Source organism: Paenibacillus sp. A3M_27_13 (genome assembly GCF_024213315.1).
In the GTDB taxonomy this organism is placed as follows: Bacteria; Bacillota; Bacilli; order Paenibacillales; family Paenibacillaceae; genus Paenibacillus; species Paenibacillus polymyxa_B.
Map to the genome: position 1 here is coordinate 22,261 of NZ_JANAVE010000014.1, position 26,437 is coordinate 48,697.

Consider the following 26,437-nt stretch of genomic DNA (forward strand, 5'->3'; position numbering starts at 1 on the left):
TTGAGGGTGATACGAACGGTTCCTTTTATTATTATTTATATGACTACAAGGTCATGATGTTAAAGTTGCTTGCTTACATACGTTCCGGTGCAGACACGCCCACCAGCTTCAGTACGTTGGCAATGGTAGTGCGCACCGCACCAAACAACGCCAAGCGTGCCTGCGTTTGAGCGGCATCCTCTGTGATGACGCGCTCTGCCTTGTAGTAGCTGTGGAACAATGAAGCCAGCTCGTAGACATAGCGAATCATACGGTGTGGTGCAAAGTTTGCAGCCGCCACCGATACTTCTTCCGGCAGCTCGCCGATTTTGCGTAACAGATCGTATTCATGCTCAGCCGTCAGCTTGGACAAGTCAACTTCTGCCAACGGCAGCACAGCAATACCTTGCTCTTCGGCTTGACGATATACGCTGCATGCACGTGCGTGCGCATATTGCACGTAGAATACTGGATTCTCATTGGAGGTAGAAATCGCCAAATCCATGTCAAAATCCAGGTGCGAATCCATGCTGCGCATAGTGAAGAAGTAACGGATCGCGTCTACACCCACTTCTTCCATCAGATCTTCCATCGTCACGGCCTTGCCGGTACGTTTGGACATTTTTACTTTTTCCCCATTTTGGAACAAGCTGACCATTTGGGCAATCAGCACTTTAAGCTTATCCGGGTCATTGCCCAGTGCTTCCATTGCTGCCTTCATCCGTGGAATGTAGCCGTGGTGATCCGCTCCCCAAATGTTGATGATCGTGTCATACCCACGAGCATATTTATCGCGATGGTAAGCAATATCCGGGGTCAGGTACGTGTATGTACCGTCATTTTTGATCAAGACGCGGTCTTTATCGTCGCCGTACTTGGTCGTATTCAGCCATGTAGCTCCGTCCTTCTCGTAGATCTCCTCACGGTCACGCAGCTCATTCAGCGCTTTAAGCACTTCACCGTTTTCATACAACGACGTTTCGCTAAACCAGGAGTCAAAAGGTACACGGAACAGTTCCAGATCGCGCTTGATCTTGTTCAGTTCCTTTTCCAGACCGTAGTCACGGAAATAAGCAGCGCGATCTCCCGGTTCCATAGACAACAGAGAATCTCCCTTTTCGGCCACCAGTTCCTTGGCAAACCCGATGATATCCTCACCATGGTAACCATCCTCCGGCATCTCCGCAGGCTGTCCCAGCTCCTGCAAATAACGCGCTTCAATAGAACGGCTCATGTTGTAAATCTGGTTACCCGCATCATTAATGTAGTATTCACGAGTTACTTTGTATCCAGCAAAATCAAGCACGTTGCAAAGAGCATCCCCTACGGCTGCACCACGCGCATGACCTAAGTGAAGGCTACCCGTCGGATTGGCGCTGACAAACTCGATTTGCACCTTTTTGCCCGCACCTTCCTGTATACGCCCGTAATCTGCCCCCTGCTCCTGCACCTGTCCAATAACAGCATAAAGGTAGCTCTTGTTCAGGCGGAAGTTAATAAAGCCCGGTCCAGCGATTTCCGCACTTTCAATAGAAGCAGAAGCTAAATCCATATTCGCGATCAAATCTTCAGCGATTTGCCGTGGGTTCTTCTTCGCAATGCGGGTGAGCTGCATCGCGGCGTTGGTAGCCAAATCACCGTGTGACTTGTCCTTCGGTACCTCCAGCGTAATGGTCGGCAACTCTTCGCGGCTCACGATTCCGGTAGCCAGCACCGCCGCCTCAATTGCTGAGGTCACCTTTTGATTAATAAGTTCCAGTGGATTGCTTGTCATGATTATTGCTCCTCCTGTATATGCAAACTGATGGCAAAATGCCCCGAGAAATCCTCAAATACGTACAGATCATAGGTCCAGCTCACATGTCCGGTGAATCCATCCATCCGAATATCGAGCTTCTGCGTATGCGCAGACATGTTCAGGTTTAAATAAGGCGAGCGGTAAAATCCAGGCAACCTGCGTCCCAGCGCAAACGACTGCTCTGATTGTACCTCACCGTGACGAATCAGCTTTAGCTCATCCGGTCCGATTTTGACTGTGTTCCGTGTCGTACCGCCCTCAGGACTTTCTTGCGGCTCATCGTACCTTATATATAGATGCTTCCCACGCACGATCGCTTCTCCGGGAAGTTCCTGTACCACATCTTCTCCGTCATGATGACTATGAAGACGGATTCGGACCTTTGCATTATGTGGCATGTATTCAAACTCCATTCTATTGCTATCCTACTGTACTACTATATCCAGTTCCCGATTGCAATTCAAATGAGTTTTTACAAAAAGATGCTTTCATCCAAAAAATTTAGCTACCTTAAGTCAGCTTCATCGGATGCTTGGCTAAAACTTTCAATGAATCGAGAGGCTAGAGAAGACATGTATTTATCCTTCAGCCAGACAGCTGCCACACGCGTATGTAATTCTTCACACATAATTTCCTTAACGATTAACTGGTTATTGCTTCCGAGTGACAACGCAGACCGCGAAATCATACCGATCCCTAGTCCTTCATTAGCCCAGTGAAGCGTGGTGCGGGCATCATCGTTTTTGCAAAAGAAATTTGGCTCAAAGCCATGCTTCATACAGGTATCGTGGATCAATTGTTCAAAGCGGCGATATACGATGAGCGGCCTGTTTTTCAAATCAGACAACGGGATGGTCTTCTGTTCGGGGTTCCAGTCATGTTCTTCTGTCATCACTGCTATCATCGGCTCGGAGGACGCATATCTGCACCCTAAATCGGTGGTATTAAAAGGGGTTCTGACGATACCGACCTCTACAATTCCTTTGTTCAAAAGATCGAGAATCATGAAGGTATTTCCCTCATGAATTTCGAATTTTACACCCGCATAGGTTTTATGAAATTCGGAAAGCCTGTCTTTCATCAGGGCTGCGCCGGAAGAAGAGACCGTTCCAATGGTGAGCGTACCCTTCATCCCCAAGGCAAAATCGTTTATTTCTCTCGTTGTGGCATCTGTCAGCTCCAATATCTGCTTGGCCCTGTTCTGTAAAATGATGCCGGCCTCCGTCAACTGGATACTTCGTGAGCCTCGATGCACGAGCTTTACACCAAGCTCTTCCTCTAGCTGCATGAGCTGCTGACTTAAAGGAGGCTGCGCGATTTGCAGCTTTTTGGCTGCCGCTGTAATCTGTCCGGCCTCTGCGATCGCCAAAAAATACTTGAGATGTCTCAATTCCATCCTTATGGACCTCCGGTACTGATATATGTAAAACCTATACCTCTAATATATATTAAATATTATTCATATGGTTGGGGATGTGCCATAATCAAATTCAGTTATGCTATTGCGGCATGAGGCTATATACATTATTTAGGTTAGGTGATGGTTTATTTGCTGAAATTTGCTGTTTTTTTGAAACCTTATAAAAAGGAAACGTTTCTTGGGCCTCTGTTTAAATTGATTGAGGCCATCTTGGAACTATTGCTACCTACTATGGTTGCTTTAATGATCAATCATGGCGTAGGTAAAGGAGACACCCATTATGTTTGGCAGATGGGTCTTTTGATGTTACTCATGACTATACTGGGCTTTGGCAGTTCATTAGTGTGTCAGTTTTATGCAGCCCGTGCCTCTCAAGGATTCGGAACTACACTGCGTAACACGATGTTTAAGCATATCTCATCGTTTTCTTATGCTGATCTCGATAAGTTTGGTACGCCCTCGCTCATCAACCGGATTACGAATGATGTCAATCAACTGCAAACGGCTGTAGCGATGCTGATTCGTCTGGTCATTCGTGCCCCTTTTATTTGTATCGGGGCTATTATCATGTCAATGATTCTGGATTTCCGCCTGGCTTTGGTGCTGTTGGCGGCTACACCAGTTCTGGCTTTGATCCTATATGTGGTCATTACGAAGGCTTCACCACTGTATCGTCGGTATCAGAAAAAATTGGATAAAATCGCCCTGGTGCTAAGCGAAAATCTTACAGGCGTACGGGTCATACGCGCATTTGCCAAAAGAGGAGCTGAACGAGTTAAATTCAACACTGCTTCAGATGACCTGACTCAGACCGCTATTCGTGTCGGACGTATTTCTGCTTTGCTAAGCCCTGCCACCTTGCTGGTGGTGAACGGAGCTATTATTGCAATCCTGTGGATCGGCGGCATCCATATCCAATATGGATCTCTTACACAAGGGGAGATTATTGCCTTTATTAATTACATTACGCAAATTTTACTGGCTCTGATTGTGGTGACCAATTTAATTATTTTGTTCACCAAGGCTGCCACTTCAGCAGCACGGATTCAGGAGGTCCTAGACACGCAAGCTTCGATTTCCGACACTGCTGCTACTTCTACACCTATAGACAGGGAGGGAACAACTGAGCATGGCGCTGTACCAGCCATCTCTTTTGATCATGTTTCCTTTGGATACAATACGACAGGGCAACTGGCGCTTAGCGATGTAGTGGTAAACATCTATCCCGGTGAAACGGTCGGCATCATCGGAGGAACAGGTTCGGGGAAATCCACCTTTGTGAATCTCATTCCCCGCTTCTATGATGTAGTAGAAGGTCGTATAGAGGTTGATGGCATTGACGTACGGCAGTATAAGCTTGAGCAATTGCGGCAGAAAATCGGTATTGTTCCTCAGAAGGCGCTGCTGTTCACTGGAACTATAGCGGATAATATCCGTTGGGGGCATGAACACGCCACCGATGAGGAAGTCGCTCAAGCCGCAGCAATCGCGCAAGCAGATGAGTTCATTTCCAACTTGCCGGAGAAATTCGATGCTCCGATCACCCGAGGGGGGCTTAATCTGTCGGGAGGACAAAAGCAGCGACTTACCATTGCCAGAGCTATTGTCGGCAATCCGCAAATTCTCATTTTGGATGACTCCTCAAGCGCACTTGATTTTGCTACCGATGCTGCCCTCCGTAAATCGCTACGGGAAAATAGCACCAGCATGACCGTCCTGCTGGTCTCGCAACGAGTAAGCAGCGTACAGCATGCTGATAAAATAATTGTGTTTGATGAGGGGCGGATTGTCGGTATCGGCACACATGAACAGTTGATGAGCAGCTCAGATGTATATCAGGAAATTAATCATTCCCAGCTCTCAACGCAGGAGGTAGACCAATGAGTGGCAAGGAAACCTGGAGAAGATTGTTAACCTATGTGGGTCGATATAAAAAAACAACATTTTGGGTCATCGTCAGTGCGTTTCTCAGCGTGCTTGCCAGTCTGATCGGACCCTACATGATTGGTCAAGCTATCGACCACATGGTGGATAAGGGAGCAGTGGATTTTAAAGGTATTGCGCAGATTCTAGCTGGATTAGGCATTGTATATGTAGTAGGAAGTCTATTTAGCTGGCTGCTCACGTATTTGACGAACCGGATTGCTTTTCAGACTGTAAATGATATGCGGCGGGAGTTATTTGATCATTTTAATATCCTTCCGTTAAGCTTTCATGACACTCATCCACAAGGAGACAGCATTAGCCGTTTTGTGAACGATATGGATGCTGTGTCGGATGGATTGCTACAAGGATTTTCCACATTGATTACCGGGATTATTACAATTATAGGCTCCATTGTACTCATGCTGTATATCAGTCCGATCATGACGTTGGTCGTATTGGTGTCTGCCCCGATCACATATGGCGTGGCACGGTTCATTACCACAAGATCGCAGCGTATGTTCCGCGAACAGGCCAAAATTTTAGGAAGCCTGAACGGTTACGTCGAAGAAATGATCGGCGGACAACGGGTAGTTACCGCTTTTCATTATGAAAACCGCTCGCTTGAGGAATTTTCCGCCAGAAACGAGCAATTGTATCAAGCTGGGGTGAAATCGCAGTTTTACGGATCATTGTCCAACCCCTCCACCCGATTGGTGAACAACATGACTTTTTCAGTCACCGCCATGATTGGCTGTATCTCCATCATTTTGGGTGGGATCTCAGTAGGCGGATTGTCGAGCTTTCTGATTTATACCAACTTGTTCGCCAAGCCCTTTAATGAAATTACGGGTGTGCTGACCCAGTTCCAGGCAGCTACGGCTTCTGCTCAGCGCATATTTGCTATTTTGGACTCACCGCCAGAGCAGCCGGAAAAATCGAACGCCGTACAGCTGGAGCGCAGCAAAGGCACGATTCTTTTTGATCATGTCAAATTCTCCTATAATCCTGAACGTACGCTCATTACGAACTTTAGTTTGGAGGTTAAGCCAGGCACTCGTGTGGCCATTGTCGGGCAGACCGGAGCTGGTAAAACCACACTCGTCAATCTGCTCATGCGGTTTTACGATGTGGACAGTGGCTCGATATCCATCGACGGGGTGAATATCAACGACATGAGCCGGGACAGCCTGCGGACTAACTTTGGTATGGTACTTCAAGATACTTGGCTGTTCAGCGGGACCATTCGGGACAATATCGCTTACGGGAAGCCGGAGGCTACAGACGAAGAAGTCATCGCGGCTGCAACAGCTGCCAATGCGCATAGTTTCATCAAACGACTGCCTCATGGCTATGATACGGTCATCAGCGGATCGGGCGATAGCCTGTCGCAAGGCCAAAAACAGCTGCTTACCATCGCGAGGGTGATCCTGGTCGATCCACCTATGCTGATCCTGGATGAAGCGACCAGCAGCATAGACACCCTGACAGAAGCGCGTATCCAAAAAGCATTTATGAAAATGATTGCCGGACGCACCAGCTTTGTGATCGCCCACAGACTATCGACCATCCGCGAAGCGGATTTGATTTTATACATGAAAAACGGCGATGTCGTCGAAAGCGGTACCCATGAGGGACTGCTTGCCAGCGGCGGCCATTATGCCTCGCTCTATAACAGCCAGTTCACTACGGCTTAAAAGACTGACCGGATACGGTCGCATCATTAAGGTCAACGTTCTTTTAAAAAGTCGGTTGCTTTTTAAGCAAACGGCTTTTTAAATTTTTCTTTGATAAATTCGCCTCTTATATTATATAATAAAACACGAACAAATGTTTCTGTTTCATCTAAACCTTATGGTTTGTGTATAGCCAACACCTATGCATGGGTTCCAGTTGGGAGGCTGAATATGGATATTAATGAATTTCAAAAGTGGGTCAAGCAATATTGTCAGGAGAGAAACTGGTCTGATTTGGATATCTTTGTCCGAATTGGTTTCTTGGCAGAGGAAACCGGGGAGGTTGCGAGAGCTATTCGCGCCCTGGAGATCGGCAGAGACCGGCCTGATGAGATCGATGGTTCATTCGAGGAGAACAAGGACCATTTAACTGAAGAACTTGGAGACGTACTGGGTAATCTCATCGTGATCGCCAACAAGTATGACATCACCTTGGAGGATATATTTCGAACACACCAGCAAAAACTTGCAAAAAGATATACATAAAGGAGAATCTCATATGAAAAGCATTGCTGTTTTTTGCGGTTCCAGTAATGGAGCGTCTGAGATTTATCGAGAGCATGCTGTTGCTCTGGGCAAGACACTTGCCGAACAGGAAATAAGCCTGGTTTATGGAGGAGCAAGTGTTGGTTTAATGGGTGCAGTGGCTGACGCTGCACTTCATGCAGGAGGTCGCGTCATCGGTGTGCTCCCTCACTTTTTGCAAAGCCGTGAAATTGCACATAATGGCCTGAGCGAATTAATCATTGTTGATTCCATGCACGAACGAAAATCTAAAATGGCAGAGATTGCGGACGGATTCATTGTTTTACCAGGTGGCCCAGGTACAATGGAAGAATACTTTGAAATCTTCACATGGGCGCAATTAGGCTTGCATGAAAAGCCATGCGGTCTTTTAAACATTAACCATTATTACGATCCTCTTATTACCTTGTTCGATCGTATGGCTGAGGAACAATTTATGCAGGAAAAATATCGTGCGATGGTAATTACGGATACCACTCCGCAAGGAATCCTACGGCAATTTACAAATTACACTCCTCCTGCCGTCAAAACATATCTCAAAAGCAAACGGACCTGACATTAGGAATGGCACATACTGCTCAACAGATATACCAATTAATTTAATAGTTATAAAAGGAACACCACCGTCAACGTTATTCCAGCGGTGTTCCTGTAAAATTGAGGAGAATTGCAGGCTTTTATTCTCCCCAATCGTCACGTTCACTTTTACAACTGCATTTAATTATGTAGTCATCCAATGAATGATGTCACGCCTAACGAGAACCCCAATTTTAAATCCCAGCGCCCGTAGCGGTTGGATGGTCCATTTGCTCACTTTCCTGAAAATCCCTGCGATACAACCAGCCGATCAAGATAGCAATGGTCGTCATAATCGCAGCCAACAAATACACCTGCACCATACCAAAACGGTCTGCATACCAGCCCATGAATAACAAGGACAGGCCGAAAGCGAGATTTGTAAGCACATCAATTCCCGCCATCACTTTGGGCAGCTGGGCTGCCGGTGCACTGGTTTGCAGCAAGGTACGGCGAATGATACCAGCCATTTGAACAGGTAAGCCTGATACAGCAAAAAGAATAAGTGCAGCAACGGGGATTGTATTCAGCGCAAATACAATTGTAATCAGTACATACACCAGTAACGCTCCGAGCATGTACAAAAAGCTGTTCTTTTGCAATCGCTTGACCAAGCCAACGACAATCAATCCACCCAAGATCGTGCCCGAGAAAAAGGACGCATTCATAAAGCCCCACCAGCTTGCATCCCGATGCAGCACTTGACTGACGTACGCCAAAATAAATACGCCGAGCCAGGAGACTCCCCCAATACTATCCACACTATCGACGATCATCAGAGAACGAATACGACGGTTGTGCCAAATGATTTTCCAGCCTTCCCCAAGCTCTTTCCAATGGGAGCCTTTTTCCTTTCCCTTTGCAGGTTCTACTAGATTTGTTGAGGAATCCGAAGCTTCAAGACTTAATTCCTTCTGATCCAGTGGATCGCGGACGAAGGACGTGACAGTTACAGCTACGAGATAACAACCGGATGCGATCACAAGCGTATTCAGGGAACCCAGCCAAGCCACAATAATTCCGCTCAACGCCCAGCCTGCACACCTGACCACCTGATCACTGACCGCTACCATGCCGTTGGCCCGCATCAGTCCTTCACCCGTAGCCAAACGGGGTACAAGCGCATTACGCGCAGGATTCGTCCAGCCATCCAGAAAAGACATACCAAACACCATCACAAAAATAAATAGAAACGACCTCTGCTCCGGTACGATCCACAAATAAAGCAGCAGCAGCGTAAAGATGACAAACTGCCCAAACTGGGAAAATAGCAACACGCGCGTCAGCCGAAATCGGCCGAGGACGATCGGTGCAACGAGCCCACTAAGCACTTGGGCAGACAATCGGAACAACGGGATTAAAATAGTCGTCATTAAGGAATTACTTGAACTGAACACCAATACCACTACACTCAACATGTAGATGATATCTGCTACGTTGGAGATCGTCTGAGACCCCCACAGGTAATAAAAAGAGCGTCTGATCAAAAAAGTTTCCCCCTCTTTGGTACATCGCCAATTTATGTATTTCCATAACCAAACCTCCCTTGTTGATATTACAAATCTGTTAATTGTCTGGTTTTTTGTATATTCTACGTACACCCTTAAATTTCCTTCTTTTATCTTAAAAGGAAATCCGGTGTCCAGTATGCTTTCATAGCCTTTTCCAAATCTTATCCAACACAAAAAAGCGCCTATAGCGCTCTTTCCCACCCAAAAACAGGCAATAAAGACCACTAAGGCGCTTCTTAAAATGTTTACTTCGTTAAATCTTCCACAAATTTAGGTAATACAAACGCCGCTTTGTGTAGACGCGGACTGTAATATCGGGTGTCCATCTCTGGAATTCGGGTCTCGTCTACTTCGAGCGGATCATACTTCTTACTACCCAACGTGAATGTCCAAAGACCGCTAGGATAGGTCGGAATGTTCGCACCATACACACGCACAATCGGGAAAATTTCCTTCACATCTTTGTTGACCTTCTGAATCAGGTCTGCCTTGAACCAAGGATTATCCGTTTGCGCAACGAAAATGCCGTCTTCCTTCAACGCTTCAAAAATACCTTGGTAAAACCCGCGCTCAAACAGCGGGGCTGCCGGACCTACCGGCTCCGTCGAATCGACCATAATGACGTCGTATTCATTTTTGTGTTCAATAATGTGCATGTATCCGTCATTGACCAGCACTTCTACATTAGGCTCGTCCAGCTTTCCTGCGATTTCAGGCAAATATTTTTTGGAATATTCAATCACCTTACCGTCGATCTCAACCAATACAGCCTTCTCCACTTCAGGGTGCTTGATAACCTCACGAATAACGCCGCCATCGCCACCGCCCACAACCAAAACTTTTTTCGGATTCGGATGTGTATTCAAGGCCGGATGTGCTACCATTTCGTGATACACAAATTCATCCTTAACCGTTGTCATCACCATGCCATCCAGAACAAGCATATTGCCGAATTCCTCAGTCTCGATCATAGCCAGATCCTGAAAATCTGTTTTCTCAGAGACGTAGGTTTGTTTGATTTTTGCTGTAATGCCGAAAGAGGGAGTCTGCTTCTCCGTAAACCACAAGTCCATCATTCCAACCTTCTTTCTGATCAAAGTATGTGTCCGGCAATCCGGTAGCATAAACGTTGACTTTCCTTATATCAGCAACACGCAAACGCCGAGTTTGCTATATTTATTGTACCAAACGCATTGGAATTTCACACTTTTTGCATTATAAGTGATACCTGAATGGACTGCAAAAGCAATTTGGAGATTTAATCTTGTTTAAAATAGACACGTGTGTGTATCTGATGAATAGACGCTTTCGGATTGACTATACTGAGAACATCAACTATGGAAGGAGGTGGCATGATGACCGATACGACCGGGCGATCCCCCAAGCGTAAACCGCTTTGGCTTCGATGCTTTCAAGGACTGATGTCTCTCACTATTCTGACGGTCATCGCCGCCTGCATCCTGCTCGCCTATTTGTACACGACCAGCCTTCCGCTCGCGGATACGGATCGGAATTCACGTCTGCTCGATAGTCAAGGGCAAGTCATCGCCACTTTCTCTGCTGGAGGCAAAGAATCCATTCCGGTCCAGCTTGATCACATTTCACCCGATTTGATTGCAGCTACCCTGGCTGTGGAAGATCGGAAGTTTTACGATCATTTCGGCTTTGATTTCAAAGGTCTGGGCCGGGCGGTAATCGTTAATCTGACCCGCTGGGATATGTCGCAAGGGGCCAGCACGCTGACTCAGCAGCTTGCACGGAATCTGTATTTATCTCATGAGAAAACATGGACTCGCAAGGCCAAGGAGGCCATCTATACCGCACAGCTTGAAATGAAGTACACCAAAAATGAGCTGCTGCAAATGTATTTGAACGAAATTTACTATGGTCATGGCGCCTATGGCATTGAAGCAGCTTCGCAAATGTATTTCGGTAAATCCGCAAAGGATCTGGATTTGGCCGAAAGCGCCCTGTTAGCAGGTATTCCGAAAGGACCGACCTACTATTCACCGTATAATCATATGAAAAATGCAAAGGATCGGCAGAAAATTGTACTGGACTCCATGGCGCTCACCGGCAAAATTACTCCGGCCGAAGCCACCAAGGCCTATGAGGAAATGCTGGCCCTGCGGCCCGAGAGCCAGCGCCGGACAGTGGAAGACGCTCCCTGGTTCCGCGATTACGTCCGCCAACTGGCGACTCATCAGCTTGGGATTAGCGAAGGGGTGCTTGAGCATGGTGGCCTGAGCATTTATACCACGCTGGACATGCACATGCAGCAAGCAGCCGAGGCGGCTGTAAACGAGGGCATGAAGAGCAGCAACGGACTGGAAACCGCGTTAATCTCCATGGACCCGCGCAACGGACATGTCAAGGCCATGGTCGGTGGAACGAACTATGTCGGGAATCAATATAATCATGCGCTGGCCACAACCCGGCAGCCAGGCTCCGCTTTCAAGCCGATTATGTATCTGAGCGCGCTGGATTCCGGCGAATTGACGAGTACGTCCAAGTTCGAAAGCCGACCGACGTTGTTTCACTACGATAACAATCGCAAGACCTATAAGCCCAAAAATTTTGGAGACAAATATTTGGGTGAAATAGATCTTCGGCGCGCAATTGCGGCGTCCGATAATATCTATGCCGTTAGCACCATTTTGAAGGTGGGAACGGATAAGGTCATGGACCTCGCCAGCAAAATGGGCATTACAAGCGAGCTCAAGCCCGTACCTTCGCTGGCGCTGGGCGTGTCGCCCGTCAGTCCGTTCGAGATGGCCTCGGCCTTCTCGGTCATCGGCAGCGGCGGGCAAAAGGTGGCTCCGGTGGCAGTGCTGCGCATCACCGATGCGGCCGGGCGGTCGCTGTACGAAGCGCCCCAAGCCGCGCCCGTGCAGGTGGTGAAGCCCGCCTCCGCCTACGTCCTCACACGCCTCATGGAAGGCGTGTTTGAAGAAGGCGGCACCGGCAACCGGGTCGCGAAGCTGATCAAGCGCCCGGTCGCTGGCAAGAGCGGCACGACCAACACCGATGCGTGGATGGTCGGCTTTACCCCCGAGCTGTCCACCGCTGTCTGGGTCGGCTACGACAAGGGCAAGGCCATCAGCACACAGGATGCCCGACGGGCGGCTCCGATTTTTGCGCAATATACGGAGAAAGCGCTGGAGAATGTGCCGCCCAAAATCTTCCCTATCCCTGACGGCGTAGTCAGCGCTTATATTGATCCGGCCAGCGGCAAGCTGGCTGCACCGGACAGCCCGGACAAGCGGCTGGAGGTATTCGTCAGCGGCACGGAGCCAAAGGAGACGCTGTCGGGGCAAAATAACCCACCGGCAGCAACGCCAACTGACCAAGCGGAGCGACAAGCCGAAAAGAAATCGTGGTGGGGCAATTTTAAGCGTTGGTGGATGGATTAATAGCAAAAAAAGACTGGGAGAACGCGATGAGCGCTCTCTCAGTCTTTTTATTTTCGCTTCACTTACCTCATTTACCTATTTACCTCTCTTGCCAGTGCCATCAGCCATCATCCCGTTAAGCCCCGCTCTTCCCTAAAGCTGCGCTATTACCAATAACAGCTAAACGACTCAATACGGTTAGTGTCTACACCATAATAAAACCAAAAACGACCACTCCACCGGAAACCCGCTACGGATGTCCTGCCTACAAAGACAGGGTACATCCAGAAACGCTCCCCGTTCGTCAGCCATACAAACGTGTTGCGGAACAAACAACCGAAAATGGCTCCAGGGTCAACCGCATACGCCGAAACCAGCGGCTTCGGTGGCGTAAATTGCGGTGGTGGGGAAGTTGGTGCTTGAGTTTGCTGCCCACCTTGCGGACCGAATGGCCCCTGCGGCGGCGGTGAGAACGGCTGTGGCGAAAATGGCCCTGGGCCTGGTGGCGGACCTATCGGAGATGGGAAGGAATCCTGCATATCAGGAAATTGTGGAATCGAAGGACCTGACGGCGTGAATGGACCCGGAGTACCCGGTTGCGTTCCGAAAGGAACTTGTGGCAGTAAAGACATGTGTTTCACTCCTTGTGTTCTAGGCTGATGTATCCTATGCGGGACATCAGCCCGCGGACTGGGCGAATCCCCATTTCGCCGCCGAACTTCGCTATTTCGTCCTTTTACATCAAAAATTATAATTTCCAGATACGATTATCCCTTTCTGAACATGCTCCAGCTCAATTTCATGCACCATTTTAATCTCGACTCGTTTCCTTAGCTCATGAAATCGTTCCAGCAGTCGGTGCTCACCCCCCAACTGTTCATTCATCCAACCTATAATAGAGTCATCGTGATGTTCGTTAGACCAGCTAAACAAATCGCTATATAGCTGACCAAATGATTCCTCATTGCTGCGAGCGAACCGGATCGGTCGCGCTGTATAGCTTAGCTTGAGTTCCAACATCTCATATAGCACGTCCAAACGGTATTCCAATGCCTGTACATCTTCTTTGGATGCATCGTAGCTTTTTATATCCTGAATAAGCTCCCTAAAGGTTAGGCCTACATGCTGCATAGCAAAATAAGACCACACACAACTGCCTGTAGCCGTTCCATGAGCCTCCCAAAACGGATTCCACAGGATAGAACGAATCGTATCCTTCTGCCCTTCTCCAAACAATGCTATTCCAGCAATAATTCCTGCATTACAGTCTACGGAAGCATGTTGCTCTCCCCAATGTACCAATCGCGGAATCATATCTTCAGTCGTGCATTTGAAACTTAACAGAGGTAAGAATTCATTAAACAAATTCTGATCCAGCGCTTTTTTCAATTCAGCCGCCAGTTGTTCACGATACGGTTCGCATGGAAGATGTACCAGTCCCAAACAGGCATCCACAGACATAGCTCCATACGGTCCGTTCACCAAAGCGACAAGATCAACAGCAGCTTCCACATAACCCAAATAACCTAGCACATGCAGCACACCGTCAGGTATATGTTCTGGGGATGCCTGATTTCGAACGTAACGCTCGTACATATCCTGCGCCAAAGTAACATCCCCGCATCTCATAATCGGCTGGAGGAGTAACCCCCGGATATAATGATGGGGATCTTCTACAAAAAGCCTGTATAACTCCCACGCATCCTCCATGGTCCCATATCGGGCTACCACATCCGTATAGGCGGAAATGATGCTGGCGTCCAGCTTCTTGCCTGAGCCGAACATATCAATAAGCCCTGCTGTCGCGTCCATCATCCTGTTTTCCCCTTTCACGAGTGCATTTCTTCATAAAGCAATTCTCTAATGCTGAATATTTCTATTAAAAAAGAGGAAAGATGTTACCATCTACGATCCAGTCTAGGGAGTTGATCTCATGCATGATTCCAGTCCAAAAATCACAACATTTTTCATGTTCTCTGGTCAAGCAGAAGAAGCCATGCAATATTATACCTCTGTATTTAAACCGTCTGGTATCATGAGCATTTTTCATCAGGAAGATGGGACCGTGTTACATGCCGTATTCAACCTCAAAGGGCAGACTTTTATGGCTATTGACCAAAATCATCACAACAAACACCCTTTTACCCCAGCTCTATCGCTACTCGTCACTTGTGATTCGGAAGAAGAAATCCATAGCGTGTTTGACCAGCTATCTCAGGAAGGCCGAGTTCTAATGCCCCTTGAAGCCTCTCCCGTAAGCCAACAATTTGGGTGGGTTGAAGATAAATACGGAGTCTCATGGCAATTGAACCTGGCAAAAGACTAAATTTCTTCTCTAAACGATCCAGCAGACTCTAGAAGTCTATGAAAAAACAATAGACCATGCTCCATCTTTTTTTGGTAATATTATATTTAATAGGTGCCAGTAAAAGGATGTGCGTTTATTGTATAGTGCAAATTGTGAACAATGTTTTGGTTTATGCTGTGTAGCCTTGCCTTATGCAAAATCAGCTGATTTTGCTTTTAATAAGGATGGAGGAACTCCTTGTCAAAACCTAAATGCGGATTATCGTTGTGATATTCATAAGAATCTAAGAAACAACGGCTTGCGAGGCTGTACGGTATATGATTGCTTTGGAGCAGGTCAAAAAATTTCCCAAGTTACATACAACGGAAAAAGCTGGCGAGACGACCCGGCAATAGCTGAGGAAATGTTCAGTATATTTCCCATCATGCAACAGCTTCATGAAATGCTTTATTACCTAAATGAAGCCCTTAACTTAAAAGAAACTCACCCCATCTATACAGACTTACAAAAAGCTATGGCGAAAACCGAGCAGCTTACGGATCAAGATCCAAAATCCCTCATAAATCTTCATGTACCAACCCATAGGGCGTTAGTCAATGATTTACTTTTACAAACAAGTGAGTTAGTACGAGAAAAAGGTAAGAAAAACTTAGAGCGCAATAAATATAATAAAAAAATCAGGAGTAGAGACCTTATCGGGGCAAATTTGAGAGGCGCCAATCTTAGGGGTGCCAATTTGAGAGGAGTTTTACTTATTGCTGCTGACCTCCGAGAAGCCGATATGAGAATGACCGACCTTATCGGTGCGGATTTTAGAGACGCTGATTTAAGTGGAGCTAATCTGGAAGGAAGTATTTTCCTTACACAAGCGCAATTAAATTCGGCTAAGGGCAATTGTAAAACCAAACTGCCCCCCTCTCTAAGCATTCCCGGCCATTGGCTGCATTAGTTTTTTTCTAAAGAAACATTGCTTACCTACATGAAAAAGAAATAGACCGCCCCCCACAAAGGTAACGGTCTATTGTTGGACCCTACTGCCGACTGCTCTTTAAGCAGTGGTTGTATACTGGAGTCGTGTTAGCGCACGACTCCTTTACTATTCTTACCTCAGTATAGCTCATTTTATAACGTAAATACAGCTTTTATCTTCAAAAATTTTACTGATTACTCAGCTCTTTAACGTATATTTGGCAACAAAAAGTACCTTCCATTGGATCAGGTTCAAAAATCACGTCTTTATGACTGCATCCAGATTTAAATCCCCTTATTCTTCTTCGTTCAGAAATTCCTTTAATCTCCGACTTAAAGCTGTATACTGCTCTGCATTGGTGTCCGAAAAAGCCTCCTCCCGGTTGGAGTATACATCCTGATACTGTGGAGGGATTGAAAATTGCGACCTCGTAAAATCTATAATGTCCTCACCAATGCGGTTGTAATAGTGCCAACCACTATCCAGCCATGTCCTCAAAATATCGCCGCCAAGCCTGTCCTGAACGACAAGCGCTGTGACACCACATTGTCCAGCCGCAGGATTATTTGCTATCCATTTAGAGCTAGACTCCAAAGACCAAGCTTGAAACAACGCCTTTTCTAATTCTAAAAAAACGGTTTGCATTCAACATGCGCCTCCCTCTTCGATTCCATTCTGCACTTATGATGAACGTACTTTATTTATTTCAACCCGTATTCCACACTCTATGAATCTTGGCTTCTGCTTCTTTCAGTTCTAGCAAATATATGTCTGGATTCGAAAGTTTTTTCCACTCCTCAAAACCAAACTGCGGATCGTAATGTCGAATGAGAAGAGATAGTAAAGCTCCATGAGTTACAATGATAACCGTTTTTTCCGCCCGCTCTATAAGCTCCTGGACAAGCTGGATTCCTCGATCTGCTGCTTCACGAGATGATTCTCCTCCCTCCAGCTTCAAGTCCTCGTCCAAATACGTCTGCTCCAGCACGTCCAGCCAATGATCCAGATGCTCACCGCTTAATACACGTTCCTGAAGACGTAGATCAGTATATACCTGCAACTGTCTACGCTCAGCCAAGGGCTGAATGGTTCGCACAGCCCGTATCCATGGGCTGGACACAATATATTCCACACCTACATTCTCCATAAAATCAGCCAACTGCTCAGCTTGTCGGGTACCTTCATCGGTGAGTCGGGCATCTGGTTCCTGTCCGGTTGCTTGGGCATGTCTGACAAAGTAAATTTTCTTCACATCATCGCTCCTAACCGTCACACAAATGTAGTATTCTGAATATTTACAAATAATTATTTTTATGTTATATTATAGGTTTACATATTTAGATTTAATGATACGATTCCTTTGTATTACATCAACTCTTATGGGAGGGATTCAATGCAATTAGACAAGGGAATACACATACTTCAGGTTTCTGCTAACATCATGGGAAGTATAGAGAGTATTCACCCCACTTTAATGTGGGACGAAGATAACATGATTTTAGTTGATACGGCTTACCCCGGGCAACTCTCACTTTTACATGAGGCTATTCTAGGCACCGGATTAGCAATCCATAAACTTACCTCCATATTAATAACACACCAGGATCTTGATCATATCGGCAGTTTAGCAGATATAATCCGGGCTTCCTCATCCCCAGTTCAAGTATTAGCCGGTTCTATCGAAAGGCCTTATATACAAGGAGAAAAACAGCTTATAAAGCTGACTCCAGAAGCAATAGACCAAGCTGTAAGCTCCATGCCCGAATCCGTTCCAGTAGAATGGAGACATGCATTCCGGCGTACACTTGAAAATCCCCCAAAGGCTATTGTAAACTCCACCATCGTTGCCGGAGAGGAATTGTCCTTCTGTGGGGGGATCATAGTTATAGATACTGCTGGTCATACACCAGGACACCTAAGTTTCTATCATAAATCCAGTCAAACCCTGATTGCAGGAGATGCCCTACGCGTAGTAAGCAGCAAATTATTGGCTCCAGACCCGCAATACTGCTGTGATTTCAATATGGCCAAAGAATCTCTTAAAAACCTGCTGCCTTATGATATTAAAAAAGTGATCTGCTTTCATGGAGGGCTGTACGAAGGCAATTGTAATCAGCGGATATCTGAAATATGTGAATCCTAGCTTTTGATCACATGATCATGCCCGATCCTTGACCGATCAGTGAATCATCTAAAGAAAAGACTAACCAGGAATTCCTGGTTAGTCTTTTCTGAATGAGAACTAGGCTTTTAAGTGAACTCTTAATACGGGTACTTCTGAAGAGGCAGATGTTCCTTCCAAGATCTCCACATGGCTGATCATCTCTTGCCCGTCTGGAACGATTACCGGAGTAATTACAGGCAATCCCCCCTGTTGAATCGCGTCTAGATCAAACTCCATCAGTAATTGCCCTGCTTTAATGTTATCTCCTGTTTGAACGTGAGGGTTAAACCCTTGTCCTTTGAGGGAAACTGTATTAATCCCGACATGTATCAAAATTTGTACACCAGATTCATGCTCAATGATCAGAGCATGCTTACTTTTCTCCATCACGTGGACGACTTTACCCGTAAAAGGAGCAGTCACTTTACCTTCAGTCGGATGAATAGCGATGCCTTCCCCCATAGCCTTCGTAGAGAACGCAGGATCTGGAACCTCTTCAAGGGAAACCACTTTTCCTTTGATTGGTGCTACCATGTCGAATTCTTCAATACGAGGAGCCGCCTTCTTTTTCAACCATTTAAACATAACGATGCCACCTTATTTAGAGATTACATTCATAAACAGTGAATAGGACTTAACTACATCTTTCAAGGAACCGGTTCCACAAAATGAATAAAAAGAGGAGTGGAAGCGATTTCTATCTGAATTATAGTGAATGCCTTTCCAGGATGTCAAGATGCTTCTCTCCGTTTCTAGAATCACTCCATTTAAAGATACAGAAACATTTTATAGCGAGCATACTTTACATCCTTTCACTAAAATTGCATAATGATCAGTTGTAAAGTATGCACATTCATATTATATACTTACCTAAAGGAGAGTGTAATTTATGAGTGAACCCTGTGTTCCGTCTGGCGTGGTCCTAAAAGACACTGGCTTTGGATATACGTTGTCCTTAATAAGCGGTAAATATAAAATGATCATTATATATTGGCTTTTTGAAAATAAGGTTATGCGACATAACGAGCTGAAGCGAAGTATCGGTACCATTTCCTTCAAAACACTAAGCATCATGTTAAAAGAGCTAGAGGCAGATGGCCTTATCATACGCAAGGAATTTCCCCAGATCCCTCCAAAAGTTGAATATTCACTATCTAAACGTGGCCTTTCTCTCATTCCATTATTAAATATGATGTGCGAGTGGGGAGAGGAAAATGGTTTGCCAGCTCTGGAGGACGGACAGCAATAGACATTCCTATTACAGGCTGTCAATAAAATTCAAATAATCTCGTGCGCTTTTCTCCAATTCGCTTTCGGACGTACCAATCTCATTTTCGCCAGACTCTTTTTCTGTACCATAAAACGCAAAGAACGAACGATAATCTGCATTGCAATATAGGAAGGTTGTTTCAAAAGGAGATAATAGCTGCTCAAGTGTATGGCGATATCTTCCTTCTTCACTATAATCTTCTTTTTTACTTCCGGCAGATACTGCTAAAGCAACCTTACGATTCTTTAATTTGTCACCTCCATTTGAACCATGAGCCCAGCCATAAACAAAAACATCGTCAAGCCATTTTTTAAGGAGAGGCGGACTGTTAAACCAATAAACTGGGAACTGTAAAATGAGATTGCTATGTGATTCAATGAAGTGCTGCTCTTTTTCCACATCAATGTTCCCGTCAGGGTAAACCTTATGCAATTCGTGGATAGTATACTTTTCTGGATATTTCTTGAGTTCTTCTACCCATCGCCTATTTATGACAGATGCCTCGATGCTTGGATGTGTAACGATAACAAGAGTTTTCAAAGAATTGTCCTCCTTAAGTATTATTTATTTTTGAGTATAAAGTGAGCGCTACAAATATGTAAGTATGCACTTTCAGGACAACTACTTACTAAAAGGTTAGTGTCAACTCAGATAAATAAAAAAAGCAGCCCACAGAAGTGGCTGCTTTTTTTACTGCGTTAACGCTGGGCCTATCCTTCCAGCGCCTGCTTCAATTCCTCAGGCGAAGCGTCCCACCATTCCTCGTTATGCGAAATTAGCAGGCTTTTAAGCGCTGCTCTATCTTCGCTGCCGAGATCATCCAGCATGAAACGACGCTTGAGCGCGTAATCCATACGGTTGACGTGATCGGCGAGGATTTTCCAGCCGCGTTTGGCTTCGTCGTCAATCAGCATCTCGCAGGCGGTGGCGCCGCCGTACATACGTCCTTCGGGCGTACGATCCACGGCTACCCATACGAGCCATACCTGCCGTCCATTCGGTACATCCTCTTTATTCGTAGAGAACTTGATACCACGTTCTACTTTACTTTTGGCATGCATGGCACCGATATCAATTTTCGCTTCTCCTCGGTCAATGATGACCGGGGACATGCTGTTCAGGTCAATTGAGCCTGCGCCGAAACCCTTATGTTTACTCTTGCCACTGACAATGTTCAGTGCAATCTGTTTTTTGCCGTCCGGCTGATTTTCACTCATGCGTCACTAGACCTCCATTTTCCGTCTTCACACTCATTCTACACTATAAATATTTTAACTAATAATCTCCTGAAAGCAAACATATACATGCTGTAGATGCTTGTCAACGGGAGGTATCCATTGTATGACCCCAGCACGCACTAAAATCGTTTTATTGTCTACACTAGCCCTCGGTCTCCTCGCAGGGACGTTATGGTTTGCCTGGCAGCCCCAATCGCAATCCGACCCGCAGTCCATAGGCCAACCACTATACGGCTCCCTGTCTGAGTCTGCGCTTGCCCCAAATATGGGCAAGCCTCTAGGGGCAAACATCCTGCCTGACCTGCCCAAGAACCCTCCACAGCCCGCTACAGAAATCCTCAGCAAACGGGTGGTAGAGTACCACATTGATGTGTCTCTGGAAAAAGGACAGGTTTTGCGAGGCACTGAGACACTGACCTGGAGGCATCCGGGCAAGAAAACCGTAAATGATCTGTATCTTCATCTATACCCGAATGCCTTCTCTTCCATGGAAACCACCTTTATGAAGGAATCCGGTGGAAAGCTGCGCGGAGACACCATGCCCAAAGACGGCTTTGGCTCCATGACGCTGACTGAACTAAAAACAGAAGACGGTTTATCTCTCATGCACCGCATCCAATATGTGCAGCCAGATGACGGTAACGCAGGCGACCGTTCGCTCATGAAGGTGCGTCTACCCAAGCCGGTACGAGGTGGCGAAGAAATCACATTATATATGAAGTTTGAGGTAAAACTGCCCGCCATCTTCGCTCGTATGGGTGCGACAGATGATTTTGTAATGGCAGGACAGTGGTTCCCGAAGCTCAGCGTCTACGAGACTGCAGGGCAGCGTGGACGCGCCGAAGAGGGCTGGAACCTCCACCAGTATCATGGTAACTCCGAGTTTTATGCCGATTTTGGAATTTACAGCGTACGGATTCGGGTGCCTGAAACTCATATCGTAGCAGCGACCGGATTTCCCACCCGTGGTGCCGTCCGACAGAACGGCCAAAAAATATATCAATTTTATGCCGATGATGTACACGATTTTGCCTGGTCCGCTTCACCCAACTTTGTAACCGTAGAAGAACCCTTTTCTTCTGCTGAAGTCCCTGGTGTCAAAATCAAGCTCTACCTTGACCCGTCGCACAAGGAGCTCAAAGGGCGCTATATGAGCGCAGCGAAGGCCGCTCTTTCGTACTACAGCAAATGGTACGGGCCTTATCCATATTCCACCCTATCCATCGTGGTTCCACCCAAATCAGGCAATGGAGCCGGCGGTATGGAGTATCCGACACTCATCACAGCCGCTGCTGCGGGTAATCTAAATCCTGGCTATAGTCTGGAACGAACATTAGTTCATGAGATTGGACATCAATATTTCTACGGAATGGTAGCCAATAACGAATTTGAGGAGCCGTGGCTGGATGAAGGCTTCACCTCCTATGCAGAGGAGCGGCTTATGGAGCAAGAATATGGGCTTACCCCCAACTTGCCATTACAATCGGGACAGATAGCCTCCCCACAGCCGCTAAACCGCGAGTCATGGAAGTACGGCTCGGCTGCTGAGTACGCGCAAAACGCCTACTCTCGAGGCAAGCTGGTACTACGGGGCATTGAACGTCAGGTGGGTATGAAAAAAATGGATCGGATTATGCGGACCTACGTCCAGACGTACCGATTCAAGCATCCATCCTCCCAGGATTTTCAACGTATCGTGGAGAGAGCCACCGGACGCTCATGGAGCCACTATTTTGAACAGTATGTATATGACGGCCAGATGGCGGACTTTTCGGTGGATCATATCACGAACCAAAAGCTGGAGAATGGATATGAAGCAGTCGTGACGGTCAGCAAAAAAGGGGCGGATTATCCCAAGATCCCTGTCCAATTTACCTTCAAGGATGGTACCACGATATTCAAGGCTTGGGACGGCGTGGGCAAAAGCACAACTTTTCGGATCAAAAGTACTTCTCCCGTTTCCTATGTAACCCTTGATCCTCTATATACCATTGCACTGGAGAACAAGCACATTAACAATAGCCTAAAAGCCGAATTGGACGAAAAGCAACAAACCCGTTGGAATGTAAGTGTAACCAAGCTGTTAGAAACACTGCTTGGAAGTCTGTCATGGTGAGGTGTCTATAGATGCGGACTGTTATAAAAGAGGGCTGGGCGCTGGTGCGCATACGATTCTATATCGTTATCATTTTATTTCTGTATCGACTACTGTGGGGGGTGTTTCTCTATCGGCTGGTGCAGTCTGCCGTTATCCCGCTACTGCTCCGTTATCCTGATCAGGGTCAAAACGAGCTGGGACAGACCTTGTTTTGGATGGAGAGCCAGATTGCTCTGATGGACAGCCGGGAAGTACATGTGTATTTGTGGATACTACTAGGGGCGACTGTACTACGCATACTGATCACTCCCTTCATTAGAGCCGGAATATATCAAAGCCTGCATACCGATGCGACTGAACCGCAAAGCCTGTCCTTTTTCAAGGGTATGAAACGCCATGGCATGTCGTCGTTGTTGTATTACACCATCGAGTTGGGACTGCTGCTGCTTCCCGCCTTTTGGGTAGTACCGAGACTCTACCCTATTGTAGCAGGAACGCTTCAATCTCCCTCTTACCTGCTGCATTTATTGCCCTATGCCATGGGGTGGATGGCTTACGGATGGTTCATTCGGCAGTGCATCCTGTATATGCAACTGGGGACTGTCGGTGGTCACGCCATACTATCGTCCCTGCTCGCCTTCTTTCGCCAGTTCCTCCCAGCTGTCGGTATATCCCTTTTGCTCGGTGCTTGTGTGCTGCTGGTCTTCGGTCTATTTGGCACCGTGGCGATGATTTGGACTGGTATGCTGGCGCTCATTCTCCAGCAATCGTATCATTTTGTTACTAGTCTGGTCAGGCTGTGGCATATCAGTTCGCAGTACAGACTATGGCATACCTATATCTCCAGTAGAAGTTAAGCCCTGCCTTTATGTTTTTTACTTCATTTCCGTCTGTCGAAAAATCTTGATTCATATCCGCGCAAACGACACATAACTGAATACTGTTAACAACATCTGTTCCTGGGACATTAGGAGCAGATTTTTTTTGTAACTTTTTGCAATGAAACATTTGCCAAAGCCAGCCGTCTTTGTTACAATAATCGCAGTGAACTGATAGTAACAACTTTGTAATCTTTATTGTAACCTTTATCTCAAAAATAACGTTATTGTGAATACTGCTCTCCAAGGTGCACATCTTAAGTTAAGCCTAATTCCTGGCACCTAGGAAGCGGGGGAACCAGTTTGGGTGAATTGATCTCGCAACAGAGTGGTCATAGGGGAACCTTCTACCGAATCCTTAAGCTAACCTCGCAGGCATTGGAAGGGGTATATTTTTTTTGAAGAAGAAGCTAACGATCGCAGCTATGGGTCTTGCCATTGCCTTTACATCTTTTACATTCGGTGGCGGCAGTGCATATGCAGACTCTAAGATGGACCAGGTCATTCAAGATGCCAAAGGAACGAGCTACAGAAGCGGAGGCACTACACTCGAGGGATTCGATTGCTCCGGCTTCACAATGTATGTATTCAACAAACTGGGAATTAAACTTCCGCATCAATCCGGATCACAATTCAAAATGGGATCTTCTGTATCCCGCGATGAAATGAGACCTGGAGACCTGGTGTTCTTCAACACCACAGGAAGAGGCATTTCCCATGTAGGTATCTTCGTAGGTGAAGGGAAATTTGCCCACTCCTCGACTTCACGTGGTGTAGTAGTTAGCTCACTGAACGAAAATTATTACGCTAACCGCTATGTCGGTGCAAAAAGAATTATGAGCACAGACGCTTACCATTCTGTAGCTTCAGAAATTCCTGATGACGACAACGTAGAATAACTAACGCACAGCAAGCTAACCCTAGCCGCAATTTGATTCTGGCCGGAATCGAATTGCGGTTTTTTATGTCCACAACATCAGCAATTATTATCATTACTGACGAACTGAAGCCTCAAAAGGTTTCAATTTTAGCGAACATCGTCGGTTTTACCGTCAGCGCTGGGGGAGCATATGAGCAGTAAATCCTTCTTATTCAATGTATACCCGACTTGAGTATGAAATAAACACGCTTGCCATTCCCCTGCAACTTGTCTACAATCTGTTGTTAATGATTGAAGTACCTGTAAAAGGAGGATGGAACACATGCCGGCCTCAATATTCAACTATCGGATCGTACCGATGGACGAGCATCAAGCGGCTGCAATCTGTGAGTGGCGCTATGATCCACCTTATAATATATACGGTTGGCTCCCCTGGGAACAAATGAAGGCGCTTGAAGTCGAATTTGGAAGTCCCACGCTTCGCCAAGAGCAATATGTTGCCGTACTGGATGAAGAGAATAAGCTGACGGGATTTGCTCAATATTTTCCTATGATCGGTGTGACCCGGCTAGGTCTTGGAATGCATCCTGAAAGATGCGGACATGGCAAAGGCGCTGATTTTGTCCGTGCCATTGCAGAGGAAGCACAACGACGCAACCCGAAGAATGAAATTGATCTAGAGGTACTCACTTGGAATGGGCGCGCTATCCGGGCTTACAAGGCGGCTGGATTTGAGCTTACAGATACCTATGAACGCCAGACTCCCGATGGCAAAAAACCGTTTTTTTGTATGGTATATCGTCCCGAACACCAAACCCAGGTTCTATGATAAAAGCGCCTTCGGCATACAACCGCGATGTTGTATAGCGAAGGCGCTTTTATCATCATACGACAGATCATTACAAGCTCAATGACTGCTGCGCATTTTTTCAAAAGCTTCATTATATTGTTGGGCTTCCTTAATATCCACGGCCATAATACCGCCGTCGTCCCAAGAGGTCAAACGCAGAGTCACGGTCTTGTAATCAATCGTAATAAATGGATGATGATTGAATGCTTCAGATATAGCGGCAACTTCATCCACGAATGCAATCCCTTTCATAAAACTGGAAAAATTATATTTCCGAACGATCCAACGTCCTTCCTCCAGTTCCCAGCCCTCCAGTTTCTCCAGATGTGCTTCAATCTCTTCTTGTGTAAAAGGCATGTTACGAACTCCTCCCCGTTTATACGGAAGCCTTTCGACCGCTTAAATACGGCCAAAACTACGATATATTGGTGTACATATTACCACGGCCCCGTTGATAAATCCATAAGACAGACCTCAAATCAAAGGGACTGACGTCAGCTCCTCGTCTCCAATGAGTACATAGATACGATGCTGCTCCGGCTCATAGATCACAACGCCACTGCCTACAGTGATTATGGGCTCTGTACCCAGTGCATAAAATAAGTCTTCTGCCAAAGCTTCATTGACTTCCTGGCGTCCCGCCGGGTCCAGCCTGTCCCAATCTTCTGCTTCCATCTCAAAAAATTCATAGCTGTCTGGGATGCGTCCCACAGCCTCTGTCAAATCGTTCAAAATTTGTTCATACTCACGCCCATGCTTTACTCCCATGCCATTTCCTCCAATGGTTCCGCCATTCAATACATAATCACCTTATTATACCGGAAATTCGCACTTAACAAAAAAGAGAGTTTTGTCGATAAATACTATAATCCGTCTTGTAATGACGCGCTTGGGGCAAGGACGACCCCGGCGGCATGAAAG

Annotated in this window: 27 protein-coding genes and 1 riboswitch; of the genes, 13 read left to right on the forward strand and 14 right to left on the reverse strand. The window is 46.4% G+C overall.

Annotated features, from left to right (window positions below; genetic code table 11):
* Positions 1-73: 73 nt before the first annotated feature.
* The 3 genes from argS to NLX82_RS26560 all read right to left on the reverse strand — a co-directional run bounded on the left by argS (position 74) and on the right by NLX82_RS26560 (position 3,173).
* Complete coding sequence (gene argS, locus NLX82_RS26550; protein ID WP_028542578.1) at positions 74-1,753, reverse strand: arginine--tRNA ligase; 1,680 nt, start codon at positions 1,751-1,753, stop codon at positions 74-76.
* Between the two features lie 2 nt (positions 1,754-1,755).
* Positions 1,756-2,190, reverse strand: a complete 435-nt coding sequence (locus NLX82_RS26555) for a YwiB family protein (RefSeq protein ID WP_013308207.1) — start codon at positions 2,188-2,190, stop codon at positions 1,756-1,758.
* 92 nt (positions 2,191-2,282) lie between these two features.
* Positions 2,283-3,173: a LysR family transcriptional regulator gene (locus NLX82_RS26560; protein ID WP_028542580.1), complete on the reverse strand. Its 891-nt coding sequence runs from the start codon at positions 3,171-3,173 to the stop codon at positions 2,283-2,285.
* A gap of 153 nt (positions 3,174-3,326) precedes the next feature.
* Here NLX82_RS26560 and NLX82_RS26565 point away from each other — a divergent pair, with 153 nt between their 5' ends.
* From NLX82_RS26565 to NLX82_RS26580, 4 genes are all read left to right on the forward strand, one after another.
* Positions 3,327-5,081, forward strand: coding sequence for an ABC transporter ATP-binding protein (locus tag NLX82_RS26565; protein ID WP_254349276.1), 1,755 nt, complete (start codon positions 3,327-3,329; stop codon positions 5,079-5,081).
* Positions 5,078-6,817: an ABC transporter ATP-binding protein gene (locus NLX82_RS26570; protein WP_071639059.1), complete on the forward strand. Its 1,740-nt coding sequence runs from the start codon at positions 5,078-5,080 to the stop codon at positions 6,815-6,817. Before NLX82_RS26565 ends, NLX82_RS26570 begins: the two co-directional genes overlap by 4 nt.
* A 210-nt stretch (positions 6,818-7,027) precedes the next feature.
* Positions 7,028-7,342, forward strand: a complete 315-nt coding sequence (locus NLX82_RS26575) for a MazG-like family protein (protein ID WP_254349277.1) — start codon at positions 7,028-7,030, stop codon at positions 7,340-7,342.
* A gap of 13 nt (positions 7,343-7,355) precedes the next feature.
* Entirely contained in the window at positions 7,356-7,937 is a 582-nt protein-coding gene (locus tag NLX82_RS26580) for an LOG family protein (protein WP_254349278.1), read from the forward strand.
* A 214-nt stretch (positions 7,938-8,151) separates the two neighbouring features.
* On the opposite strand, the gene NLX82_RS26585 is transcribed toward NLX82_RS26580, so the two are convergent.
* Together NLX82_RS26585 and speE are read right to left on the reverse strand one after the other, a co-directional pair.
* Complete coding sequence (locus NLX82_RS26585) at positions 8,152-9,444, reverse strand: MFS transporter (protein ID WP_053324353.1); 1,293 nt, start codon at positions 9,442-9,444, stop codon at positions 8,152-8,154.
* A gap of 269 nt (positions 9,445-9,713) precedes the next feature.
* Positions 9,714-10,541, reverse strand: coding sequence for a polyamine aminopropyltransferase (gene speE, locus NLX82_RS26590; protein WP_053324352.1), 828 nt, complete (start codon positions 10,539-10,541; stop codon positions 9,714-9,716).
* 282 nt (positions 10,542-10,823) lie between these two features.
* Between speE and NLX82_RS26595 the strand changes: the two genes are divergently transcribed.
* A complete protein-coding gene (locus tag NLX82_RS26595; protein WP_076295924.1) occupies positions 10,824-12,881 on the forward strand; it encodes a transglycosylase domain-containing protein in 2,058 nt (685 codons plus the stop codon).
* 146 nt (positions 12,882-13,027) lie between these two features.
* Here the strand turns inward: NLX82_RS26595 and NLX82_RS26600 are convergent, their stop codons facing one another.
* Both NLX82_RS26600 and NLX82_RS26605 read right to left on the reverse strand, forming a co-directional pair.
* Positions 13,028-13,492 (reverse strand): hypothetical protein, encoded by a 465-nt coding sequence (locus tag NLX82_RS26600; RefSeq protein ID WP_028542587.1) that lies wholly within the window; start codon positions 13,490-13,492, stop codon positions 13,028-13,030.
* A gap of 109 nt (positions 13,493-13,601) precedes the next feature.
* Positions 13,602-14,675 carry a hypothetical protein gene (locus NLX82_RS26605; RefSeq protein WP_076295923.1) on the reverse strand — a complete coding sequence of 358 codons (1,074 nt, stop codon included), beginning with the start codon at positions 14,673-14,675 and terminating at the stop codon, positions 13,602-13,604.
* A 118-nt stretch (positions 14,676-14,793) separates the two neighbouring features.
* Here NLX82_RS26605 and NLX82_RS26610 point away from each other — a divergent pair, with 118 nt between their 5' ends.
* Complete coding sequence (locus NLX82_RS26610; protein WP_076295922.1) at positions 14,794-15,186, forward strand: VOC family protein; 393 nt, start codon at positions 14,794-14,796, stop codon at positions 15,184-15,186.
* 118 nt (positions 15,187-15,304) lie between these two features.
* Positions 15,305-16,117, forward strand: coding sequence for a pentapeptide repeat-containing protein (locus NLX82_RS26615; protein WP_053324349.1), 813 nt, complete (start codon positions 15,305-15,307; stop codon positions 16,115-16,117).
* Positions 16,118-16,432: 315 nt separating this feature from the next.
* Here the strand turns inward: NLX82_RS26615 and NLX82_RS26620 are convergent, their stop codons facing one another.
* A complete protein-coding gene (locus NLX82_RS26620) occupies positions 16,433-16,783 on the reverse strand; it encodes a YunG family protein (protein WP_028542592.1) in 351 nt (116 codons plus the stop codon).
* Positions 16,784-16,844: 61 nt separating this feature from the next.
* Positions 16,845-17,390, reverse strand: a complete 546-nt coding sequence (locus NLX82_RS26625; protein WP_076295921.1) for a histidine phosphatase family protein — start codon at positions 17,388-17,390, stop codon at positions 16,845-16,847.
* Positions 17,391-17,531: 141 nt separating this feature from the next.
* On the opposite strand from NLX82_RS26625, the gene NLX82_RS26630 reads away from it, so the two are divergent.
* Positions 17,532-18,281: an MBL fold metallo-hydrolase gene (locus NLX82_RS26630; protein WP_076295920.1), complete on the forward strand. Its 750-nt coding sequence runs from the start codon at positions 17,532-17,534 to the stop codon at positions 18,279-18,281.
* Between the two features lie 99 nt (positions 18,282-18,380).
* Here the strand turns inward: NLX82_RS26630 and NLX82_RS26635 are convergent, their stop codons facing one another.
* Positions 18,381-18,887 (reverse strand): PTS sugar transporter subunit IIA, encoded by a 507-nt coding sequence (locus NLX82_RS26635; protein ID WP_025723771.1) that lies wholly within the window; start codon positions 18,885-18,887, stop codon positions 18,381-18,383.
* 304 nt (positions 18,888-19,191) lie between these two features.
* On the opposite strand from NLX82_RS26635, the gene NLX82_RS26640 reads away from it, so the two are divergent.
* Positions 19,192-19,551 carry a winged helix-turn-helix transcriptional regulator gene (locus NLX82_RS26640; protein WP_025723772.1) on the forward strand — a complete coding sequence of 120 codons (360 nt, stop codon included), beginning with the start codon at positions 19,192-19,194 and terminating at the stop codon, positions 19,549-19,551.
* Between the two features lie 9 nt (positions 19,552-19,560).
* On the opposite strand, the gene NLX82_RS26645 is transcribed toward NLX82_RS26640, so the two are convergent.
* Together NLX82_RS26645 and NLX82_RS26650 are read right to left on the reverse strand one after the other, a co-directional pair.
* A complete protein-coding gene (locus NLX82_RS26645) occupies positions 19,561-20,112 on the reverse strand; it encodes an NAD(P)H-dependent oxidoreductase (protein ID WP_028542595.1) in 552 nt (183 codons plus the stop codon).
* 170 nt (positions 20,113-20,282) lie between these two features.
* Positions 20,283-20,789 (reverse strand): YwhD family protein, encoded by a 507-nt coding sequence (locus NLX82_RS26650; RefSeq protein ID WP_028542596.1) that lies wholly within the window; start codon positions 20,787-20,789, stop codon positions 20,283-20,285.
* A 124-nt stretch (positions 20,790-20,913) separates the two neighbouring features.
* On the opposite strand from NLX82_RS26650, the gene NLX82_RS26655 reads away from it, so the two are divergent.
* From NLX82_RS26655 to NLX82_RS26670, 4 genes are all read left to right on the forward strand, one after another.
* Positions 20,914-22,926, forward strand: a complete 2,013-nt coding sequence (locus NLX82_RS26655; RefSeq protein ID WP_076295919.1) for a M1 family metallopeptidase — start codon at positions 20,914-20,916, stop codon at positions 22,924-22,926.
* Between the two features lie 11 nt (positions 22,927-22,937).
* Positions 22,938-23,765, forward strand: coding sequence for a hypothetical protein (locus NLX82_RS26660; RefSeq protein ID WP_069080576.1), 828 nt, complete (start codon positions 22,938-22,940; stop codon positions 23,763-23,765).
* Positions 23,766-24,041: 276 nt separating this feature from the next.
* Positions 24,042-24,179, forward strand: a riboswitch (cyclic di-AMP (ydaO/yuaA leader).
* Positions 24,180-24,184: 5 nt separating this feature from the next.
* Positions 24,185-24,685 (forward strand): C40 family peptidase, encoded by a 501-nt coding sequence (locus NLX82_RS26665; RefSeq protein ID WP_025723776.1) that lies wholly within the window; start codon positions 24,185-24,187, stop codon positions 24,683-24,685.
* Positions 24,686-24,988: 303 nt separating this feature from the next.
* Positions 24,989-25,495 carry a GNAT family N-acetyltransferase gene (locus NLX82_RS26670; protein ID WP_069080575.1) on the forward strand — a complete coding sequence of 169 codons (507 nt, stop codon included), beginning with the start codon at positions 24,989-24,991 and terminating at the stop codon, positions 25,493-25,495.
* Between the two features lie 78 nt (positions 25,496-25,573).
* Here the strand turns inward: NLX82_RS26670 and NLX82_RS26675 are convergent, their stop codons facing one another.
* Complete coding sequence (locus tag NLX82_RS26675) at positions 25,574-25,873, reverse strand: 4a-hydroxytetrahydrobiopterin dehydratase (protein ID WP_007428083.1); 300 nt, start codon at positions 25,871-25,873, stop codon at positions 25,574-25,576.
* A gap of 117 nt (positions 25,874-25,990) precedes the next feature.
* Positions 25,991-26,284, reverse strand: a complete 294-nt coding sequence (locus NLX82_RS26680) for a hypothetical protein (RefSeq protein ID WP_028542600.1) — start codon at positions 26,282-26,284, stop codon at positions 25,991-25,993.
* Positions 26,285-26,437 lie beyond the last annotated feature (153 nt).

Coding starts and splice junctions, on each gene's coding strand:
- NLX82_RS26610 (WP_076295922.1), top strand. CDS start 14,794: ATGCATGATTCCAGTCCAAAAATCACAACATTTTTCATGTTCTCTGGT.
- NLX82_RS26630 (WP_076295920.1), top strand. CDS start 17,532: ATGCAATTAGACAAGGGAATACACATACTTCAGGTTTCTGCTAACATC.
- NLX82_RS26605 (WP_076295923.1), bottom strand. CDS start 14,675: ATGATGGACGCGACAGCAGGGCTTATTGATATGTTCGGCTCAGGCAAG.
- argS (WP_028542578.1), bottom strand. CDS start 1,753: ATGACAAGCAATCCACTGGAACTTATTAATCAAAAGGTGACCTCAGCA.
- NLX82_RS26600 (WP_028542587.1), bottom strand. CDS start 13,492: ATGTCTTTACTGCCACAAGTTCCTTTCGGAACGCAACCGGGTACTCCG.
- NLX82_RS26575 (WP_254349277.1), top strand. CDS start 7,028: ATGGATATTAATGAATTTCAAAAGTGGGTCAAGCAATATTGTCAGGAG.
- NLX82_RS26640 (WP_025723772.1), top strand. CDS start 19,192: ATGAGTGAACCCTGTGTTCCGTCTGGCGTGGTCCTAAAAGACACTGGC.
- NLX82_RS26650 (WP_028542596.1), bottom strand. CDS start 20,789: ATGAGTGAAAATCAGCCGGACGGCAAAAAACAGATTGCACTGAACATT.
- NLX82_RS26560 (WP_028542580.1), bottom strand. CDS start 3,173: ATGGAATTGAGACATCTCAAGTATTTTTTGGCGATCGCAGAGGCCGGA.
- NLX82_RS26620 (WP_028542592.1), bottom strand. CDS start 16,783: ATGCAAACCGTTTTTTTAGAATTAGAAAAGGCGTTGTTTCAAGCTTGG.
- NLX82_RS26675 (WP_007428083.1), bottom strand. CDS start 25,873: ATGCCTTTTACACAAGAAGAGATTGAAGCACATCTGGAGAAACTGGAG.
- NLX82_RS26595 (WP_076295924.1), top strand. CDS start 10,824: ATGACCGATACGACCGGGCGATCCCCCAAGCGTAAACCGCTTTGGCTT.
- NLX82_RS26635 (WP_025723771.1), bottom strand. CDS start 18,887: ATGTTTAAATGGTTGAAAAAGAAGGCGGCTCCTCGTATTGAAGAATTC.
- speE (WP_053324352.1), bottom strand. CDS start 10,541: ATGGACTTGTGGTTTACGGAGAAGCAGACTCCCTCTTTCGGCATTACA.
- NLX82_RS26670 (WP_069080575.1), top strand. CDS start 24,989: ATGCCGGCCTCAATATTCAACTATCGGATCGTACCGATGGACGAGCAT.
- NLX82_RS26680 (WP_028542600.1), bottom strand. CDS start 26,284: ATGGGAGTAAAGCATGGGCGTGAGTATGAACAAATTTTGAACGATTTG.
- NLX82_RS26655 (WP_076295919.1), top strand. CDS start 20,914: ATGACCCCAGCACGCACTAAAATCGTTTTATTGTCTACACTAGCCCTC.
- NLX82_RS26660 (WP_069080576.1), top strand. CDS start 22,938: ATGCGGACTGTTATAAAAGAGGGCTGGGCGCTGGTGCGCATACGATTC.
- NLX82_RS26580 (WP_254349278.1), top strand. CDS start 7,356: ATGAAAAGCATTGCTGTTTTTTGCGGTTCCAGTAATGGAGCGTCTGAG.
- NLX82_RS26570 (WP_071639059.1), top strand. CDS start 5,078: ATGAGTGGCAAGGAAACCTGGAGAAGATTGTTAACCTATGTGGGTCGA.
- NLX82_RS26555 (WP_013308207.1), bottom strand. CDS start 2,190: ATGGAGTTTGAATACATGCCACATAATGCAAAGGTCCGAATCCGTCTT.